The organism is Streptomyces sp. NPDC002463 (assembly GCF_042889835.1).
GTDB classification, from domain to species: Bacteria; Actinomycetota; Actinomycetes; order Streptomycetales; family Streptomycetaceae; genus Streptomyces; species Streptomyces nymphaeiformis.
The window spans coordinates 218,635-237,328 of record NZ_JBIARL010000008.1; the positions used below are offsets into that span (position 1 = coordinate 218,635).

The following is an 18,694-nucleotide window of genomic DNA, read 5'->3' on the forward strand; positions in this document are numbered from 1 at the left end:
GCTTGCCGCGTGAAAGCGCACGACGCTGTGGGCCAGACGCGATGTTGTTGAGCAGTGTAGTGGTGCATCGGCGCTGTTCATGCGCCTCGTTGGAAGGATCACCCGTCCGTGGTTGGACGGGGTGTCCAACGATGCGGCCGGGGGCCGGACACGGTGTCCGGCCCCCGGCCCGAAGGCTTACGCCTCCTCGTCGTTCACCCAGCTCATGAGCTTGCGCAGCTCCTTGCCGGTGGTCTCCAGGAGGTGGTTGGCGTCCTGGGTCTTGTACTCGTTGTACTTCTTCAGACCGCCGTGGTACTCGGCCATCCACTCCTTGGCGAAGGTGCCGTCCTGGATCTCCGCGAGGACCTTCTTCATCTCGGCCTTGGTGGCGTCGGTGATGATCCGCGGGCCCGTGACGTAGTCGCCCCACTCGGCGGTCTCGGAGACCGACCAGCGCATCTTCTCCAGGCCGCCCTCGTACATGAGGTCGACGATGAGCTTCAGCTCGTGCAGGCACTCGAAGTAGGCGATCTCCGGCTGGTAGCCGGCCTCGGTCAGGGTCTCGAAGCCCGCCTTGACCAGAGCCGCGGTGCCACCGCAGAGGACGGCCTGCTCACCGAACAGGTCGGTCTCCGTCTCCTCCTTGAAGGTGGTCTTGATGACGCCGGCGCGGGTGCCGCCGATGCCCTTGGCGTACGAGAGCGCCAGGTCGAAGGCCTTGCCCGTGGCGTCCTGCTCGACGGCCGCGATGCACGGAACGCCGCGGCCCTCCTCGTACTGACGGCGGACCAGGTGGCCCGGGCCCTTCGGGGCGACCAGGGCGACGTCGATGCCCTCGGGCACCTTGATGAAGCCGTAGCGGACGTTCAGGCCGTGACCGAAGAAGAGCGCGTCGCCCTCCTTCAGGTGGTCCTTGATGGACTCCTCGTAGACCTGGGCCTGGATCGGGTCCGGGGTCAGGATCATGATGAGGTCGGCCTCTTCGGCCGCCTGGGCGACGGAGACGACGCGCAGACCCTGCTCCTCGGCCTTGGCCTTGGACTTCGAGCCCTCCTGGAGACCGACGCGGACGTCGACACCGGAGTCACGGAGCGACAGCGCGTGGGCGTGGCCCTGGCTGCCGTAGCCGATCACCGCGACCTTGCGGCCCTGGATGATGGACAGGTCGGCGTCGTCGTCGTAGAACAGCTCGGCCACTGGGATTCTCCTTGAGGTGCTGGTGTTGCGTCCCACCGTACGGCGGGGTGCGGGAGGAAAGTTTTCGGGTCTCGTCAGTCGGACCGCCGGACGGACCGGCGGTTGACCGTCGACGACTCTCAGGCGCTGCGGTCGAGGGCCCGCAGGGACCGGTCCGTGATGGACCGGGCGCCACGCCCTATGGCGATCGTGCCGGACTGCACGAGCTCCTTGATGCCGAACTGTTCCAGCATCTTGAGCATCGCTTCGAGCTTGTCACTCGAACCGGTGGCCTCGATGGTGACCGCCTCGGGCGAGACGTCCACCGTCTTGGCGCGGAACAGCTGCACGATCTCGACGATCTGGGAGCGGGTCTCGTTGTCGGCGCGGACCTTCACCAGGACGAGCTCGCGCTGGATCGCAGCGCTGGGCTCGAGTTCGACGATCTTCAGGACGTTGACCAGCTTGTTGAGCTGCTTGGTCACCTGCTCCAGGGGCAGGTCCTCGACATTGACCACGATGGTGATGCGGGAGATGTCGGGGTGTTCGGTGACGCCCACGGCGAGCGAGTCGATGTTGAAGCCGCGGCGGGAGAACAGGGCGGCGATCCGGGCGAGGATGCCGGGCGTGTTCTCGACGAGAACGGAGAGCGTGTGCTTGGTGGACATGTCTGGGTCTCTTCCTTTTCGCTCTGCGCGCTCAGTCGTCTTCGCCGTCGCCGAAGTCGGGGCGGACGCCCCGCGCGGCCATGACCTCGTCGTTCGAGGTGCCGGCGGCGACCATCGGCCAGACCTGGGCGTCCTCGTGGACGATGAAGTCGATCACGACCGGGCGGTCGTTGATGGCGTTGGCCTCGGCGATGACCTTGTCCAGGTCGGCCGGGTCCTCACAGCGCAGGGCGACACAGCCCATGGCCTCGGAGAGCTTGACGAAGTCGGGGACGCGGGTGCCCTTGTTCGCCTGGATGTCGTCCGGTCCGGAGTGCAGGACCGTGTTGGAGTAGCGCTGGTTGTAGAAGAGCGTCTGCCACTGCCGGACCATGCCCAGGGCGCCGTTGTTGATGATGGCGACCTTGATCGGGATGTTGTTCAGGGCGCAGGTGGTGAGCTCCTGGTTGGTCATCTGGAAGCAGCCGTCGCCGTCCACCGCCCAGACCGTGCGGTCCGGCATGCCGGCCTTGGCGCCCATCGCGGCGGGGACCGCGTAGCCCATCGTCCCGGCGCCGCCGGAGTTCAGCCAGGTGGCCGGCTGCTCGTAGTCGATGAAGTGGGCGGCCCACATCTGGTGCTGGCCGACGCCCGCGGCGAAGATCGTGCCCTCGGGGGCGAGCTGGCCGATGCGCTGGATGACCTGCTGCGGCGAGAGGCTGCCGTCCTCCGGCAGGTCGTAGCCGAGCGGGTAGGTCTCGCGCCAGCGGTTCAGGTCGCTCCACCAGGCGGTGTAGTCGCCCTTGTTGCCCTCGCTGTGCTCGGCCTGGACGGCCTGGACCAGGTCGGCGATGACCTCGCGGGCGTCACCGACGATCGGGACGTCGGCGGCGCGGTTCTTGCCGATCTCGGCCGGGTCGATGTCCGCGTGGACGATCTTGGCGTACGGGGCGAAGCTGTCGAGCTTGCCGGTGACGCGGTCGTCGAAGCGGGCGCCGAGGGCGACGATCAGGTCGGCCTTCTGCAGCGCGGTGACGGCGGTGACCGCGCCGTGCATGCCGGGCATGCCGACGTGCAGCGGGTGGCTGTCGGGGAACGCGCCGAGCGCCATCAGGGTGGTGGTGACCGGGGCGCCGGTGAGCTCGGCGAGGATCCTCAGCTCGGCGGTGGCGCCGGACTTGATGACACCGCCGCCGACGTAGAGCACGGGCCGCTTGGCGGCGCTGATCAGCTTGGCGGCCTCGCGGATCTGCTTGGCGTGCGGCTTGGTCACCGGGCGGTAGCCGGGCAGGTCGGTCTGCGGCGGCCAGCTGAAGGTGGTCTTCGCCTGGAGGGCGTCCTTGGCGATGTCGACCAGGACCGGGCCGGGGCGGCCGGTGGAGGCGATGTGGAAGGCCTCGGCGATCGTCCGCGGGATGTCCTCGGCCTTGGTGACGAGGAAGTTGTGCTTGGTGATCGGCATCGTGATGCCGCAGATGTCCGCCTCCTGGAAGGCGTCCGTGCCGATCGCCTTCGAGGCGACCTGGCCGGTGATCGCGACCAGCGGGACCGAGTCCATGTGCGCGTCGGCGATCGGGGTGACCAGGTTGGTCGCGCCGGGGCCGGAGGTCGCCATGCAGACGCCGACCTTGCCGGTGGCCTGGGCGTAACCGGTGGCGGCGTGGCCAGCCCCCTGCTCGTGGCGGACGAGGATGTGACGCACCCGCTGCGAGTCCATCATCGGGTCGTAGGCGGGGAGGATCGCGCCGCCGGGAATGCCGAAGACGGTGTCGGCGCCCACTTCCTCGAGAGAACGGATGAGGGACTGCGCACCCGTGACGTGCTCGACGGTGGTGGCGGGCTGCGCGCCGTTACGGGGCCGCGGCTGCGGATGGTGCCCGGTGGCCTGCTCGGTCATCAGCATCTCTTCTCGAAGCAGAGGGTTTTTGCGAGGTGTTTTGCAGGGGTTTGCGTCGTTTTTGGGGTGAGCCGGTGCAACAAAAAACCCCTCGTGCCGTGAGGCAAGCGAGGGGAGCGCGTCGGGTGCGTATCTGCGGGGCGTTGAGGGGCCCAGCTTCAGCCGACGCGCTTTCCAAGTACGAGAATTCGGGTGCGCATGGCACTGACCCTCCCTCTCCGGCCTCACCACTGTCAAGTGGGTGGGACGGGCGTCTCACCATGTGAGCCGATCGGGGGACGGTTTCCGACACGGACCGGAACCGCTCCGGGCAGCGGATATTCGTCCCGTACGAGGGCCCTGCGCAGGCGGTACTCGTCGAGCGGGCCCGAGAAGGCCATGCCCTGGGCGTGTGTGCAGCCCATCGCGCGCAGGGCGATGACCTGCTCCGGGACGTCGACTCCCTCGGCGACGGTCTGCATGCCGAGCTCGCCGGCGATGCGCAGCACCCCACGGGTGATCTTGCGGAGCCTGGCCGACTCGACGACGCCTTCGACGAGCCCCCGGTCCAGCTTCAGTATGTCGACGGGAAGCCTCCGCAGGGCGTTGATCGCCATGTGTCCGCTGCCGAAGCCGTCGAGCGCGATCCGCACCCCGAGCCTGCGCAGCGTGACCAGACGCTGCTCCAGCTCGTCGAGGGAGGTCCGGGGGTCGCTGTCGGCGAGTTCGACGATCAGCGAGCCGGACGGCAGCCCGTGCCGGGTGAGGAGCGACTCGACCGAGCCGAGCGGCAGCGAGCGGTCCAGGAGGCGCCGGGCGGAGAGCCGGATGGACACGGGTGCGCGGTGTCCGATTCCCGCCCGCTCGGCGGCCTGCTCCACGGCCTCCTCCAGGAGCCAGCGGCCGAGCTCGGCGGTGCGCTCGCCGTCGTCGGTGACGCGGAGGTACTCGGCCGGGGTGAAGAGGATGCCCTGGCTGGAGCGCCAGCGCGCCTGGGCGCTGACGGCGGAGATCCGGCCGGTGGTGAGGTCGACGACCGGCTGGTGGAGCAGGGCGAACTCGCCGTCGTGCAGCGCGGTGCGCAGCCGGGCGGCCAGCTCGGTGCGCCGGACGACCTCGGCCTGCATCTGCGGGGCGTAGAGCTCGACGCGGTCCTTGCCGGCGGCCTTGGCCCGGTACATGGCCAGGTCGGCGTTGCGCAGCAGGTCGCCGGCCTCGATTCCGGGCTCGGCGAAGGCGACGCCGATGGAGGCGGCGACCCGCACCTCGTTGCCCCCGTCGACGCGGTAGGGCTGGGAGAGGGTGAGCCGGAGCCGGTCGGCGATCTCCTGGACCTGGTTGCGGCGGGCCGCCCGGTCGCGGCCGCCGTCGCCGAGGATGAGCGCGGCGAACTCGTCGCCGCCGAGCCGGGCGGCGGTGTCCCCGGCCCGTACGGAGTCGTGGAGGCGGCGGGCGGCCTGGACGAGGAGGTCGTCGCCCGCCTGGTGGCCGAGGCGGTCGTTGACCCCCTTGAAGCCGTCGAGGTCGATGAAGAGCACGGCGGTGCCGGGGTCGGAGGAGCGGCGGCCGCCGAGCGCCTGCTGGACCCGCCGGGTGAAGAGCGCCCGGTTGGGCAGGTCGGTGAGCGGGTCGTGCTCGGCGTTGTGCTGCAACTGGGCCTGGAGACGGACGCGTTCGGTGACGTCGCGGCTGTTGAAGATCAGGCCGCCCTGGTGCCGGTTGACGGTCGACTCGACGTTGAGCCACTCTCCCCCGTTCTCGGCTTCGCCCGAGCGGGAGGTGCCCCCATGACCCGAGCGGAAGCGGCACTCGATCCGGGTGGTGGGCTCCTCGGCGGGCGAGGCGGCGAGGAAGCGCCGCACCTCGTGGACGACGGCGCCGAGGTCCTCGGGGTGGATCAGGGAGGAGAGCTCGGAGCCGATGAGCTCCTCGGCGTCCCGTCCGTACACGCCGGAGGCGGCCGGGCTGACGTAGCGGAGCGTCCCGGTGGGCGCGGCGATCATGATGACGTCGCTGGATCCCTGCACGAGTGACCTGAAGTGGTTCTCCTTCTGGGCCAGTTCGTGGGTGAGGGCGATGTTGTCGAGGAGCATGATGCCCTGCCGTACGACGAGGGCGAGGACCACCGTGCAGCCGGTGAGGACGACGACGCGGTCGGGCCGGCGCCCCTCGACGACGTTGTACAGGATGCCGAGGGTGCAGACCGCGGCGGCGAGGTACGGGGTGAGGGCGGCGAGCGAGCCGGCGACCGGGCGGCTGTGCAGCCGGGGACCGCGCGCGGCGGCCGCGCCGTCCGGCGGGCGGCGCACGCCCCAGGGCGCGTAGGCCAGCAGCAGGGAGCCGGCGAACCAGCCGGCGTCGAGGAGCTGTCCCGAGGCGTAGCTCTCGCGGAGCAGCGGCGAGGTGAACAGGGCGTCGCACAGCACGGTCAGGGCGAGTGCGGCGATCGCGGTGTTGGTCGCCGAGCGGTTCGCCTGGGAGCGGCGGAAGTGCAGGACGAGGACCATGCTGACGAGCACGATGTCGAGGAGTGGGTACGCGAGCGACAGCGCGGCCTGGGAGACGGACTCGCCCTCGACGTGCGCGGTGCGGGCGAGGGCGAGGCTCCAGGAGAGCGTGAGCAGGGAGCCGCCGATGAGCCAGGCGTCGAGCCCCAGGCACACCCAGCCGGCCCGGGTGACGGGCTTCTTGGCGAGGACGAGGAGGCCGACGATGGCGGGCGGCGCGAAGAGCAGGAAGCAGAGGTCGGCGACGGAGAAGTCCGGCACGTCGGTGCGGAGCACGACCTCGTACCAGCCCCAGACGGCGTTCCCCGCGGCCGCCATGAAGGAGGAGAAGGCGAAGAGCAGCCAGGCCGGGCGGGCGCTGTCGCGGTGGGCCCGGCCGTAGAGGAAGCAGGAGACGGCGGCGGTGAGCGCGGCGGCGCTGAGCCCGAAGTCGCCCATGAAGAGCGCCAGTCGGGGGGAGCCCCAGCCGAGTGATGCTCCGGTGGTGTAGCCCGCGCAGAGGAGTCCGAGGGCGACCTGGGAGGCGGCACCGCCGAGGCGGGGGCGCCCGGGGTCCGGGTGGCCGGAGCCGCCGCCGACGGCGGGGCGGCGCGTGAGGACCGCCCCGGGCGCGCTCACCGGCCCCTCCGGCACCGGCCCGCCACAGCCGACCGCGTCGTGCGGCCGCGCCGCCGGTTCGTCGCCGCCCGCGGGCGCGTGCCCGTCACGGTCGCAGCCGTCGCGGTCGTGCCCGTCGCGGTCGAGCGGGTGCCCGGGGTCCCGTACGGGGCGGCCGTCCACGCAGCCCTCGCGCCCCGGCAGCCCGGCACAGGCGTCGGCGCGGTGCGTCGGCGCGGCGCCGTCGGTTCCGGTCGCGGCGTCCTGCTCCGGGGCCCGATGCGCGGCGGCGCGCGGTGTCCGGTGCGGTGCCGCCTGGTCCGGCACCGAGGGTGCGAGGCGCGGCGGCGGTGTCGCCGCGCCGGATCGTCGGTCCTCCGGCCGTGCTCCACCCGTCGCCCCCCTCGGAATCTGATGTCCCGTCACTTCGCTCCCCAGCGTCAGCCCGTACTCGACGCAGTCCCCCGCCACGGGACGATACACCAGGACCGTCACTCAGGGACAGGGTCGCAGTACTCTCCGTGACGACCAGGGGGCTTGTGTGCGGCGCGTGTCGGGGGCGCGCTTCACCCGCCCGGCCGAACGCGATCCTCCGGTCAGCCGGTGGTGAGCAGGACGTTGGCCAGTTCCTCGCCCGCCGCGAACCGCCGCAGCTGTCCCGCGATCAGCCGCTTCGCCCTCGGCATGAAGGCCGAAGTGGAACCACCCACATGGGGACTGATCAGGACACCGGGAGCGTGCCACAAAGGGTGGCCGGCCGGCAGCGGTTCCGGGTCGGTGACATCGAGCGCCGCCCTGATCCTGCCGCCCTCGACCTCCTTGAGCAGCGCGTTCGTGTCGACGACCGGCCCCCGGGCGACGTTCACGAGGAGCGCCCCGTCCTTCATCCGCCCGAGGAACCCGGCGTCGGCGAGATGCGTGGTCTCGGGCGTGAGCGGAGTGGACAGCACGACCACGTCCGCCTCCGGGAGCAGCTCCGGAAGGTCCGCCAGGGCGTGCACCGGGCCGCGCTCTGTGGTGCGCGCGGAGCGTGCGACGCGCGCCACCCGCGCGCACTCGAAGGGCGCGAGCCGGTCCTCGATGGCGGCGCCGATCGATCCGTACCCGACGATGAGGACGGACCTGTCGGCGAGGGCCGGGTAGAAGCCGGCCCGCCACTCCTCGGCGTCCTGGCCGCGCACGAATCCCGGGATGCCGCGCAGCGAGGCGAGGATCAGGGCGAGCGTCAGCTCGGCGGTGCTGGCCTCGTGGACGCCCTTCGCGTTGCAGAGGGCGACCCCCGGCCGCAGCGATCCGATGCCCGGCGTGACGTGGTCGATGCCGGCGGACAGGGTCTGCACCACCCGGAGGGAGGTCATCCCGGCCAGCGGCCGTACGGCGATCTCCGAGCCCTTCATGTACGGGACGACGTAGAACGCGCAGCGCGCCGGGTCGGCGGGGAACTCGGGACCGCCGTCCCAGAAGCGGTAGTTCAGGCCCGACCCGCCCGGCGCCGGAAGCCCCTCGATCTCGTCCGCCGGGATGGGAAGCCACACGTCAGCGGTCGTGTCTTCGAATCTCATGACCGGGAGGCTATGCGAAGAATCCCGTGCGTCATTGGTTACTTTGGGAGACGGCACAGGGAGGGGTACCGGCAGGTGGAGCGCAGGACTATCGGGGCGACGGCGCTCGACGTGGGTGCGATCGGCCTGGGGTGCATGCCGATGAGCTGGGCGTACAGCCGTTCGGAACAGCGGGGGGACCGCTCGCTGCGGACCGTGCACGCGGCGCTCGACGCCGGGGTGAACCTGCTCGACACCGCCGACATGTACGGACCGTTCACCAACGAGCTGCTCGTCGGGCGGGCGTTGAAGGAGCGGCGGTCCGAGGCGTTCGTCTCGACGAAGTGCGGACTGCTCGTCGGCGACCAGCACGTCGTCGCCAACGGCAGGCCGGGATACGTGCGTCGGGCCTGCGACGCCTCGCTCCGCCGGCTCCAGACCGATGTGATCGACCTCTACCAGCTGCACCGGGCGGACCCCGAGGTGCCGGTCGAGGAGACCTGGGGCGCCATGGCCGAGCTGGTGTCGGCGGGCAAGGTGCGGGCCCTCGGCCTGTGCGCCGTGGGCGCGCGGGCGGTGCGGCGCGGAGCCGATCTGCACGAGGGAACGATCCGCCAACTCGACCGCGTCCAGCAGGTGTTCCCGGTCGCGGCGGTGGAGGCCGAGCTGTCGGTGTGGTCGCGGGAGGCCCTCGCGCGGCTGCTGCCCTGGTGCGCGGCGCGCGGGGTCGGCTTCCTGGCGGCGATGCCGCTGGGCAGCGGCTATCTGACCGGCACGCTGACCCCGGGCGGCGGCTTCGAGCCGGACGACCCGCGGGCCAGGCACCCCCGGTTCACGGCCGAGATGATGGCGGCGAACCAGCCGATCGTGGCGGGCCTCCGCCGGGTCGCCGCGCGGCACGGCGCGGACGTCACCCCGGCGCAGGTGGCGCTCGCGTGGGTGCTCGGCCTCGGGCGGCACGTCGTGCCGGTGCCGGGCGCGAAGCGGGAGCAGTGGGTCGCGGAGAACGCCCGGGCGGCCGCGCTGCGGCTCACGGCCGAGGACCTGACGGAGATCGCGGCGCTTCCGGCGCCGCGCGGGTCCTGGGACTGAGGCCCCCGCGACGACAGCGGGCGGGGTATGAAGGGACCGGGACACCGCTCGCCTCGTCGAAGGGGGACCGGCCCATGCGCCGTCCTGTCGTGCAGAAGGCCCTGTGGGCCGCCGCCGCGCTGGTGCTCGTGGCCGGCTGTTCCTCGGGATCGGGAGGCGGCGGGGAGCGGCCCTCGGAGCACCCCCGTACGACTGCCCCGGCATCGGCGTCCCCGACGGCGTCCGCCGTCGGGCGGGTGTCCGTGGCGGGGACGCTCACCGAGGGCCTGAAGTCCCCCTGGGGGCTCGCGGAGCTGTCCGGCGGGGATCTGCTCGTCTCCTCGCGGGACGAGCGGACGATCACCCGGGTCGACGGGCGGACCGGCGCGAAGACCCTCGTCGGCACGGTGCCGGGGGTGGTGCCGGGGGGTGAGGGCGGGCTCCTGGGGCTCGCCGTCCGGGACGGCTGGGTGTACGCGTACGTGACGGCCGCCTCCGACAACCGGATCGTGCGCATGCGGTACGGCGGCGGGAAGGGCGACCGGCTCGGCCCGCCGGAACCGGTGCTCACCGGCATCCCGAAGGGGTTCGTGCACAACGGCGGACGGATCGCGTTCGGCCCGGACGGCATGCTGTACGCGGGGACCGGCGAGACGGGCCGGACCGGTCTGGCCCAGGACCGGTCGTCGCTGGGCGGGAAGATCCTGCGGATGACACCGGAGGGCGGGCCGGCGCCGGGCAATCCCTTTCCCGGCTCGGTGGTCTATTCGTACGGTCACCGCAATGTGCAGGGCCTCGCCTGGGACCCGCAGGGCCGGCTGTGGGCGTCGGAGTTCGGACAGGACACCTGGGACGAGCTGAACCTGATCGAGCCGGGGCGGAACTACGGCTGGCCGGTGGTGGAGGGCCGGGCCGGGCGCGCCGGGTTCGTGGACCCGGTGGCGCAGTGGCCGACCTCGGAGGCCTCCCCGAGCGGCATCGCGTACGCCCGGGGCGCGATCTGGATGGCCGCGCTCAGGGGCGAGCGGCTGTGGCGCGTGCCGCTCTCCGGCCCGGAACGATCCGGGGAGCCCGAGGCGTTCCTGAAGGGTGGGTACGGACGCCTGCGCACGGTTCTCGCGGCGGGCGGCGACCGGCTCTGGCTGGTGACGAGCGAGACCGACACCCGGGGCACGCCCGGCCCCGGTGACGACCGGATCCTCCGGCTGGAGGTGAGGTGAAGGAGGCGGTGACCGTGTTCGGTGGCCTGGACGAGTTCTTCGCGCCGTCGCGCAGGCACATCGAGGAGGAGCGCCGCAGGGAGGCCCTGACCAGGGAGGACCCCGGGGACGCCGACCCGGCCCGCGGTCCGGTGGACCTGTCCTCGGGCCGGGTGACGATACGACTCCCCCGGGCACGGCCCGAGGGCGCCGGCTCAGAGGGGCGTGTCGAGGAGGTGGAGGCGGTGGGCCAGGGCGGCGGCCTCGCCCCGGCCGGCGACGCCGAGCTTGGCGAGGATGTTGGAGACGTGGACGCTGGCCGTCTTCGGTGAGATGAACAGCTCCTCGGCGATCTGGCGGTTGGTGCGGCCGGCCGCGACCAGGCGCAGCACGTCCTGCTCCCGGGGCGTCAGGCCGAAGCTGTCGTCCCCGGGCTCCGCCGCGGAAGGGGCCTGCTTCTCCTGGACGAGGGAGAGGCGGGCCCGGGCCGCGAGGAGCTCCACGTCCTCGCGGAGCGGGCGGGCGCCGAGGCGGACGGCGGTGGCGTGGGCCTCGCGGAGCAGCACCGCGGCCTCCTCGCGCCGACCCCCCTCGACGAGCAGGGAGTCGGCGAGCCGGTGCCGGGCGCGGGCCAGCTGGTACGGGCGTTCGAGCGGCTCCCAGGCGGCGACGACGTCGGCCCAGCGGACGGCGGTCTCGCGGCCCTCGGCGCGGGCGAGCTCCTCGGACACCTGCTTCGAGTAGGCCTCCCAGACCGGCGCCGGGGTGGCGAGGCCGCGGACGCAGCGGCGGACCAGGTCGAGCGCCGCGGCGCGCCCCTCGTCGGCGGCGGGCAGCCCGCGGCTGTCGGCCTCGGCGGTGACGGCGGTGAGGACGAGCGGCCAGCCGTACCGGTGGGTGCCGGGCGGGAAGCCGGTCTCCGCCGTGGCGGCGAGCTGCTCCCGTACGTCCGCGAGCCGGCCCTCGGCGGCGGCGATGGCGATCGCGGCCTGTTCCATGGGCAGGGTGTACTGCGGGATCGGGTCGCGGGTGCCGTAGCGCGCGCGGGCCTCGGCGAGGTGCTCGGCGGCCCTGGCCGGCTCGCCGCGGAAGGTGGCGAGGTGGGCGAGCTGGAGCAGGGCGGTGCCGCCCGGCTTGGTGCTGCTCGCCCCGGAGCGGAGCAGCCGCTCGGCCTCCTCCTTGCCGCGCTCCCACTCGCCGAGCGCGAGCAGCGACTCGGCGAGGTTGGCGCGGATCCAGCCGGCGCTGTCGACGAGGCCGCGGGAGCCGGCCAGTTCGATGCCGGCGGTGGCGGTGTCCACGGCCTCGCGGGAGCGGCCGAGGGCCTCCATGGAGGAGGAGAGGTTCACATGGGCGCGGGCGGCCTCGTGGAACTGGCCGAGGGCGACGGTCCGTTCGCCGGCCTCGCGGATCGCGGCGAGCCCGCCCTCGGTGTCCCCGGCCGACACCAGGATGGTGCCGAGGGTGATCCGGGCGTTCAGCTCGATCGGCTCGGCCTTGACGAACCGCGCGTACTCGACGGCGCGTTCGGCGGCGGCGATCGCCTCGGGGCCGGGGTTGCGGAGCATGCCCCAGCCGGCCGCGCCGACGAGGACGGTGGCGTGGACGGCGGACGGCGGGAGGCCCTTGACGAGTTCCTGGGCGCGGGCGATCTCCGGCCAGCCGTCGCCCTTGCCGAGGTTGGACTGGAGCCGGGCCATCTCGGTCCAGAACCAGGCGGCGCGCAGGGGGTCGTTCTCGACGCTGTCGAGGATCCGGAGCGCCGTGCGGCAGATCTTCGCGGCCCGCTCCCGCTCTCCGGCGAGCCGGGCGGCGACGGCGGCCTCGGCGAGCAGGTCGAGGTAGCGCAGCGAGTCGGCCTCGGGGTCGAGGGCGCAGGCGGGGTAGGCGTCGGCGTAGTCGATGGGCCGCAGGGAGTGGCGGGCCTCGGCCGGGACCTTGTCCCACAGCTCCAGGGCCCGTTCGAGCAGGCTGAGCTGCTCGGCGTACGCATGCCGCTTGCGGGTCTCGACGGAGGCCTGGAGGACGGTGGGGAGGGCCTTCTCCGGGGCGTGCGCGTGGTACCAGTACGTGGCGAGCCGGGTGGTCCGCTCGTGGGGGCGGACGAGTCCGGGGTCGGCCTCCAGGGCCTCGGCGTAGCGCCGGTTGAGGCGGGAGCGTTCGCCGGGCAGCAGGTCGTCGCTGACGGCCTCGCGGACGAGGGAGTGGCGGAAGCGGTAGCCGTCGCCGTCGGGGACGGCGAGCAGGATGTTCTTGCCGACGCAGGCCCGCAGCGCCTCGATCAGTTCGTCCTCGGGGAGCCCGGCGACGGCGGCGAGCAGCCCGTACTCGACGGTGGAGCCGCCCTCGGCGACGATCCTGGCGACCCGCTGGGCGCCTTCGGGGAGCATCTCGACCCGGACGAGCAGGAGGTCGCGCAGGGAGTCGCTGAGCTGGCCGGGGGCGCAGCCGGCCTCGTGGGAGACGACGAGCTCCTCGACGAAGAAGGCGTTGCCGTCGGAGCGTTCGAAGACCTCTTCGACGAGTCCGGGGTCGGGTTCGGCGGCGAGGATGCCGGTGAGCTGGCGGTGCACCTCGGTCCGGGTGAAGCGGGAGAGTTCGATGCGGCGGATGGTGCGGAGCCGGTCGAGTTCGGCGAGGAGCGGGCGCAGCGGGTGGCGGCGGTGGATGTCGTCGGCGCGGTAGCTGGCGACGACCGTGATCCGGCCGCGGCGCAGGGTGCGCAGGAGGTAGGTGAGCAGGTGCCGGGTGGAGGCGTCGGCCCAGTGCAGGTCCTCCAGGACGAGCACGATCGTGCGGTCGGCGGCGAGCCGTTCCAGGAGGCGTACGGTCAGTTCGAAGAGCCGGGCGGTGGAGTCCTCGGCGGCGGGCTCGTGACTGCCGGGGTCGCCCAACTCGGGCAGCAGGCGGGCGAGTTCGCCCTCGTGGCCCTCGGCGGCGGCGGCGAGTTCGCCGGGCAGGTGGCGGTGGAGCGCGCGCAGAGCGGCGGCGAAGGGTGCGAACGGCAGGCCGTCGGCGCCGAGTTCGACGCAGCCGCCGAGCGCCACGACGGCGCCCTGGTCGCAGGCCGTGTCGAGGAACTCCTCGATGAGCCGGGTCTTGCCGACGCCCGCCTCCCCGCCGACGAGCAGGGCCTGGGGCTCTCCCGCGGCCGCGCGGGAGAGCGCCTCGGTGAGGGCGGTGAGTTCGCCGGCGCGGCCGACGAACACGGGGCTGACTGACCTGGTCTCCACGGCGCCGAGCATCGCACAGACTTCCATGCCGTCGCTCATACGGGGGTCACGCGGCCTTGGTGAAGCGACCGCGACCGCCGTCGGCGGCCTGGGCCTCGGCGTGGTGACCCCCGATCCGGACGCCGAAGACGCGCAGGCCCTTGTGGGTTCCCGCGGCCTCGTGGGCCAGGCGGTGGGCGGCGGCCTCGGCGACGAGCTCGGCGTGGTGCATGGTGTGGAGTTCGTACTCGAACATCGTGTGCTCCCTGGGTTTCTTCGGTTTCGGTATCGCTCTCTTGCGATGCCTCTACTTTCGTTTCCCAGGGGGTGCCGTCACATCGGGCGAGTGCCGCATGTTCGGGGTACGGGGGTCCTTAGGGGGGTCCTAGGGAGGCCTTAGGCGGGGTCCCCGGGTGCTCAGGACCCGGTGGTCGGGAGGCTCAGGAACAGGTCGAAGTAGGTACCGACCGACAGGAGCAGCCCGAGCCCGCCGAGGACGGCGCCGGCGACGGCAACCGCGCGGACCCAGACGGGGCGCCGGGGCAGGGTCAGCACGAGGACGCCGACGATCACGGCGAGGAGTGCGAAGACGCCGTTGACGAGGGCGGTGCTGTGCCAGGCGTCGCCGTAGATCTCGTTGATCTGCTGGGCCGGGGTGCCGCCTGCGGAGGTCTTGATCTGCCCGATGAGCGTCTCGCGCTCGGCGACGACCTTGCCGGTCCAGGTGCCGGTGAGGGCGACGGCGGAGAGGGCCGCGGAGACGACGGCAGCGGCGGCGGCGCCGATGCCGGTGGCCTCCGGCGAGGGGGCCTCCTCGCCGTCGAGCTCGTCGTCGTCCGGCTCGTCGTCCGGCTCGTCGAGCAGCTCGGCGGCCGTGTCCTCGACGGCCCCCGCGTCCGCGGCGGTCTCGGCGTCCCGGGTGGTCCCGGCGGCCTCGGCGCTCGTGCCCGCCGCCACCTCGTCGGTCTTCGAGGCGGCGGTCTTCTCGGTCGTCTTGGTGTCCATGCGGCGCACGCTAGGCGGCCCACATGAGAGGCGGATTAAGACGCCTTCGCCGCGCGCCACTCGGGGGCGAGGACGGACCAGATCTCCGTGTCCGAGCGGCTGCCGCGGTACAGGTAGTTCTCCCGCAGCACGCCCTCCTTCGTCATGCCGAGGCGGCGGGCGACGGCGATGCTCGGCAGGTTCTTCGTGGAGGCGTACCAGTCGACGCGGTGGAGGCCGCGCTCCTCGATCGCCCAGTCGATGATGACCCGGCAGGCCCGGGTGATCAGGCCCTTCCCGGCGGCGGAGGGCTCCAGCCAGCAGCCGGCCTCGGCGGTGCCGTTCGCGGCGTCGAAGGTCCGGAAGAGGACGCCGCCGACGAGGGTGCCCTCGGACCAGATGCCGTAGAGCCGGCCGGTGTCGCTCGCGGCCTTCTCGGCGTACGAGGTGAGGTAGGCGCGGGCGGAGTCGAGGTCCGCGACGACGTCGGGAAGGCCGATGTGCTGCCCGACGAACTCCCTGCCCCGGTGCATGTGGGTCAGGAATTCCTCGGCCTGCCAGGGCTCCAGGGGCCTGAGCTCGGCGCCGTCGTCACCCAGCGATATCGCGAACATCGTCGTTCTCCTCCGCAGTCGGAACCGTCACGCGCTGTACGGGGATCTTCGCACGCGCGTCCGCCGCCTCGCGGCACTCGGGCGGTTCGATGCTGATCCGGGGCAGGACCCGGTCGAGCCACTTCGGCAGCCACCAGTTCGCGCCGCCGAGCAGGTGCATCAGGGCCGGGACGAGGAGGGTCCGCAGGATGAAGGCGTCGAGGGCGACGGCCGCCGCGAGCGCGATGCCGAACATCGCGATGACCCGGTCGCCGCTGAGGACGAAGGCGAGGAAGACGGAGATCATGATGACCGCGGCGGAGTTGATCACGCGGCTGGTCTCGGCGAGGCCGACCCGGACCGCCCGCCGGTTGTCGCCGGTCTCCAGCCACTCCTCGTACATGCGGCTGACCAGGAAGACCTGGTAGTCCATGGAGAGTCCGAAGAGGACGGAGACCATGATCACGGGGAGGAAGGGTTCGATCGGTCCGGCGCTGCCGAGGCCGAGCAGCTCGCTCCCCCAGCCCCACTGGAAGATCGCGACGACGATGCCGAAGGCGCCGGCGACGGCGGCGACGTTCATGGCGGCGGCCTTGAGCGGGATGCCGAGGGACCGGAAGGCGAGCAGGAGCAGCAGACAGCCGAGGGCGATGACGACGCCGACGAAGAGCGGCAGCTTGCCGACGATGATCCCGGCGAAGTCGTCGTACGAGGCGGTGACGCCGCCCACGAGCACGTCCAGGGAGGTGCCCGCCTCGGCCCTCGGGATGACGTCGTCGCGGAGCCGGTCGACGAGCTCGCTGGTCGCCGTGGACTGCGGCGAGGAGTCGGGCACGACGGTGAGGACGGCGGTGTCGCCCGCGCTGTTGTACGTGACCGGGGAGACGGACGCGACGCCCTTGGTGGCGCCCAGCGCGGCCGGCAGCTGGTCGAGGGCGACCCGGTCGTCGGCGCCGTCGAGGCCGGCGACGAGGGTGAGGGGGCCGTTGACGCCGGGCCCGAAGCCGTCGGCGAGCAGGTCGTACGCCTTGCGGGTGGTCGCGGTGGCCGGGTTGTTGCCCTGGTCGGAGGTGCCGAGGTGGAGCGACAGGGTCGGCAGCGCGAGGACGGCCATGACGAGGACGGCGACCCCGCCGAGGAGCTTGGGGTGCCGCTCGACGAAGGCGGACCAGCGGGCGGCGAAGCCGGTGGGCAGCTCGGGCTGCGGGCCGCGCTCGGCGAGCACCCGGCGTTCGCGCCGGGACAGCGCCTTCGTACCGATGAACGACAGCAGCGCGGGGAGCAGGGTGACGGAGGCGGCGACCGTGAGGAGCACGGTGAGCGAGGCGGCGATGGCGACGCCGTTGAGGAAGCTGAGCCGCAGGATGAGCATGCCGAGGAGGGCGATGCAGACGGTGGCGCCGGCGAAGACGACGGCGCGGCCCGTGGTGGCGACGGCGGTCTCGGCGGCCTCCGCGACGGAGCGGCCGCGTTTGAGGCCTCTGCGGTGCCTGGTCACGATGAAGAGGGCGTAGTCGATGCCGACGCCGAGGCCGACGAGCATGCCGAGCATGGGGGCGAAGTCGGCGACGGTCATCAGATGACCGAGGAGCACGATCCCGGAGTACGCGATGCCGACGCTGACGAGCGCGGTCGCGATCGGGAGCGCGGAGGCGGCGAGCGAGCCGAAGGCGAGGAAGAGGACGACGGCCGCGACGGCGACGCCGACGATCTCGGCGATGTGTCCGCCGGGGGCCTCGGTGAGGGCGACGGCGCTGCCGCCGAGCTCGACCTGGAGGTCGTCCGTGGCGGCGGCCTTGGCGGTGTCGACGAGGGCCTTGGCCTGGGCCTCGGGGATGTCGTCGGACTGCGCGTCGAAGGTGACGGTGGCGTAGGCGGTGTGGCCGTCCTCGCTGATCTGGCCCCTGGCGTCGTCGTACGGCGAGGTGACGGCGGCGATGCCGGGCAGCTCGGCGACCTCGTCGAGCATGCCGCCGATGCGTTCCTCGACGGCGTCGGCACGGACGCTGCCCCGGTCGGTGTGCCAGACGATGGTGTCGCTGTCACCGCCGAGGCCGTGGAAGCCCCGGTCGAGGAGGGCGGTGGCCCGGCCGGACTCGGTGCCCGGGGCCTCGTAGTCGTTGGAGTACGCGCTGCCGGCGAGGGTCGCGCCGGCGGCGGTCCCGCCGAGCGCGAGGAGCCAGAGGAGAACGACGACGAGACGGTGACGGACACACCACCGTGCGATTGCGGCCAAGGACGTACTCCTGACTGGATCTGTACTCGCGCCCCACTGTTACAGCCAAACGTGATCGTTTGCCCGTTTCGTGGCGATCCTCACAGAGTGCGCCGTGGGGCCGAGGCCCTGGATCATCAGGTCCCGCTCGGGGTGACGCAGTGGCCGGGGCCGGCCGGGAGGACCCGCGTCTCGGCGTACAGGTCGGCCATGGCGACCTTGGTACCCGTGGCCGCCCGGCCCGCCTTCCACCGGCCCTCGGCGAAGAGCGGGTGGAGGTGGCCGTCCTTCGGGGCCGAGCAGTCGTGGTTGGCGACCTCGCTCGCGTAGGCGCCCAGGACGAGCTTCCCGCCCCTCGACGTGACCGTGAACTGGCGCCGTACGGCGATCCGCGCCACCTCGGGGACGCCCGGGACGACCTCGTGGCCCGCCTCGGCCCGCACCAGCGCGTAGACGAAGGAGTAGTCGACGTGCACCACCAGCTCCCCCGCCGCCGAGACCTCGTAGTTCATCGTGCCCCGCGTCCGGATGCCGTTCTCGTCCAGGTACACCTCCTGGGGGTCGAAGCGGGTGACCATGTCCTTCCGTACGGCGTCGTCGACACCGCGCGGATCGAGCAGGGCGAGCGCCGCCGCGGGCTCGGCGCCGGCCAGGGTGTCCTCCGAGGCGTTGGTCTCGGCGAGCAGGGTCTTCACGTCGTCCAGTACGGCGGTCATCTCCTTCGCGGTGAGCCCGCCGGACTCGAGGGGCACGGGGGTGTAGATCCCGTCGGCCCCGTCCGCCCAGCCGGAGGCGGGCGAGTTCCGGAACGGCATGTCGGGCGTGTACGGCCATTCCAGGGGCCAGACCTCCTCGTGGAGCGTCTGCGCGCCGAACGGCTCGTACGGCGGCCGCTCCCCCGTCACATCGCTCAGCCAGTACCCGAACCCGCCGAGCAGCAGCACACCGGCGCCGGCCGCGAGCCCGATCTTGAGCCGCCGCACCCTCCTGTCCCGTCGCAGCGCCTCCTCGCGACCGGGATCGTTCGCCTGCGTGCGCAGCCGGGCGACGTAATCCCTGGGTTCCACCGACATTCCCTGTTCCCTCCCCTGCTC

General features: G+C 72.5%; 14 protein-coding genes. 3 read left to right on the top strand and 11 right to left on the bottom strand.

Annotation, left to right across the window (positions count from 1 at the left end; translation table 11 throughout):
- Nucleotides 1-177: 177 nt before the first annotated feature.
- From ilvC to ACFYX3_RS18500, 5 genes are all read right to left on the bottom strand, one after another.
- Nucleotides 178-1,179: a ketol-acid reductoisomerase gene (ilvC, locus tag ACFYX3_RS18480; RefSeq protein ID WP_086830395.1), complete on the bottom strand. Its 1,002-nt coding sequence runs from the start codon at nucleotides 1,177-1,179 to the stop codon at nucleotides 178-180.
- 119 nt (nucleotides 1,180-1,298) lie between these two features.
- Nucleotides 1,299-1,826 (bottom strand): acetolactate synthase small subunit, encoded by a 528-nt coding sequence (gene ilvN, locus ACFYX3_RS18485; RefSeq protein WP_046905405.1) that lies wholly within the window; start codon nucleotides 1,824-1,826, stop codon nucleotides 1,299-1,301.
- A 31-nt stretch (nucleotides 1,827-1,857) separates the two neighbouring features.
- The gene (locus tag ACFYX3_RS18490; protein ID WP_352027657.1) at nucleotides 1,858-3,708 is read right to left on the bottom strand and encodes an acetolactate synthase large subunit; all 1,851 of its coding nucleotides are present in this window, start codon (nucleotides 3,706-3,708) and stop codon (nucleotides 1,858-1,860) included.
- A gap of 227 nt (nucleotides 3,709-3,935) precedes the next feature.
- Nucleotides 3,936-6,806, bottom strand: a complete 2,871-nt coding sequence (locus ACFYX3_RS18495; RefSeq protein ID WP_389014584.1) for a putative bifunctional diguanylate cyclase/phosphodiesterase — start codon at nucleotides 6,804-6,806, stop codon at nucleotides 3,936-3,938.
- 575 nt (nucleotides 6,807-7,381) lie between these two features.
- A complete protein-coding gene (locus ACFYX3_RS18500) occupies nucleotides 7,382-8,347 on the bottom strand; it encodes a 2-hydroxyacid dehydrogenase (RefSeq protein ID WP_389014312.1) in 966 nt (321 codons plus the stop codon).
- A 75-nt stretch (nucleotides 8,348-8,422) separates the two neighbouring features.
- On the opposite strand from ACFYX3_RS18500, the gene ACFYX3_RS18505 reads away from it, so the two are divergent.
- From ACFYX3_RS18505 to ACFYX3_RS18515, 3 genes are all read left to right on the top strand, one after another.
- Entirely contained in the window at nucleotides 8,423-9,418 is a 996-nt protein-coding gene (locus ACFYX3_RS18505) for an aldo/keto reductase (RefSeq protein WP_389014315.1), read from the top strand.
- Nucleotides 9,419-9,492: 74 nt separating this feature from the next.
- Entirely contained in the window at nucleotides 9,493-10,617 is a 1,125-nt protein-coding gene (locus ACFYX3_RS18510; RefSeq protein WP_389014318.1) for a PQQ-dependent sugar dehydrogenase, read from the top strand.
- A gap of 14 nt (nucleotides 10,618-10,631) precedes the next feature.
- Complete coding sequence (locus ACFYX3_RS18515) at nucleotides 10,632-10,928, top strand: DUF6191 domain-containing protein (RefSeq protein ID WP_389014587.1); 297 nt, start codon at nucleotides 10,632-10,634, stop codon at nucleotides 10,926-10,928.
- Here ACFYX3_RS18515 and ACFYX3_RS18520 read toward each other — a convergent pair.
- From ACFYX3_RS18520 to ACFYX3_RS18545, 6 genes are all read right to left on the bottom strand, one after another.
- Nucleotides 10,812-13,868 (bottom strand): AAA family ATPase, encoded by a 3,057-nt coding sequence (locus tag ACFYX3_RS18520; RefSeq protein ID WP_389014321.1) that lies wholly within the window; start codon nucleotides 13,866-13,868, stop codon nucleotides 10,812-10,814. The two genes, ACFYX3_RS18515 and ACFYX3_RS18520, sit on opposite strands and share 117 nt — an antisense overlap.
- A gap of 7 nt (nucleotides 13,869-13,875) precedes the next feature.
- Nucleotides 13,876-14,064: a hypothetical protein gene (locus tag ACFYX3_RS18525; protein ID WP_376592587.1), complete on the bottom strand. Its 189-nt coding sequence runs from the start codon at nucleotides 14,062-14,064 to the stop codon at nucleotides 13,876-13,878.
- Nucleotides 14,065-14,225: 161 nt separating this feature from the next.
- The gene (locus ACFYX3_RS18530) at nucleotides 14,226-14,813 is read right to left on the bottom strand and encodes a hypothetical protein (RefSeq protein WP_389014325.1); all 588 of its coding nucleotides are present in this window, start codon (nucleotides 14,811-14,813) and stop codon (nucleotides 14,226-14,228) included.
- Between the two features lie 35 nt (nucleotides 14,814-14,848).
- A complete protein-coding gene (locus tag ACFYX3_RS18535) occupies nucleotides 14,849-15,406 on the bottom strand; it encodes a GNAT family N-acetyltransferase (protein WP_389014328.1) in 558 nt (185 codons plus the stop codon).
- Nucleotides 15,384-17,621 carry an MMPL family transporter gene (locus tag ACFYX3_RS18540; protein WP_389014331.1) on the bottom strand — a complete coding sequence of 746 codons (2,238 nt, stop codon included), beginning with the start codon at nucleotides 17,619-17,621 and terminating at the stop codon, nucleotides 15,384-15,386. Before ACFYX3_RS18540 ends, ACFYX3_RS18535 begins: the two co-directional genes overlap by 23 nt.
- Before the next feature lie 116 nt (nucleotides 17,622-17,737).
- Nucleotides 17,738-18,667 (bottom strand): hypothetical protein, encoded by a 930-nt coding sequence (locus ACFYX3_RS18545; RefSeq protein WP_389014334.1) that lies wholly within the window; start codon nucleotides 18,665-18,667, stop codon nucleotides 17,738-17,740.
- Nucleotides 18,668-18,694: the final 27 nt, after the last annotated feature.

Coding starts and splice junctions, on each gene's coding strand:
- ilvN (WP_046905405.1), bottom strand. CDS start 1,826: ATGTCCACCAAGCACACGCTCTCCGTTCTCGTCGAGAACACGCCCGGC.
- ACFYX3_RS18490 (WP_352027657.1), bottom strand. CDS start 3,708: ATGCTGATGACCGAGCAGGCCACCGGGCACCATCCGCAGCCGCGGCCC.
- ACFYX3_RS18500 (WP_389014312.1), bottom strand. CDS start 8,347: ATGAGATTCGAAGACACGACCGCTGACGTGTGGCTTCCCATCCCGGCG.
- ACFYX3_RS18510 (WP_389014318.1), top strand. CDS start 9,493: ATGCGCCGTCCTGTCGTGCAGAAGGCCCTGTGGGCCGCCGCCGCGCTG.
- ACFYX3_RS18520 (WP_389014321.1), bottom strand. CDS start 13,868: ATGAGCGACGGCATGGAAGTCTGTGCGATGCTCGGCGCCGTGGAGACC.
- ACFYX3_RS18525 (WP_376592587.1), bottom strand. CDS start 14,064: ATGTTCGAGTACGAACTCCACACCATGCACCACGCCGAGCTCGTCGCC.
- ACFYX3_RS18530 (WP_389014325.1), bottom strand. CDS start 14,813: ATGGACACCAAGACGACCGAGAAGACCGCCGCCTCGAAGACCGACGAG.
- ACFYX3_RS18535 (WP_389014328.1), bottom strand. CDS start 15,406: ATGTTCGCGATATCGCTGGGTGACGACGGCGCCGAGCTCAGGCCCCTG.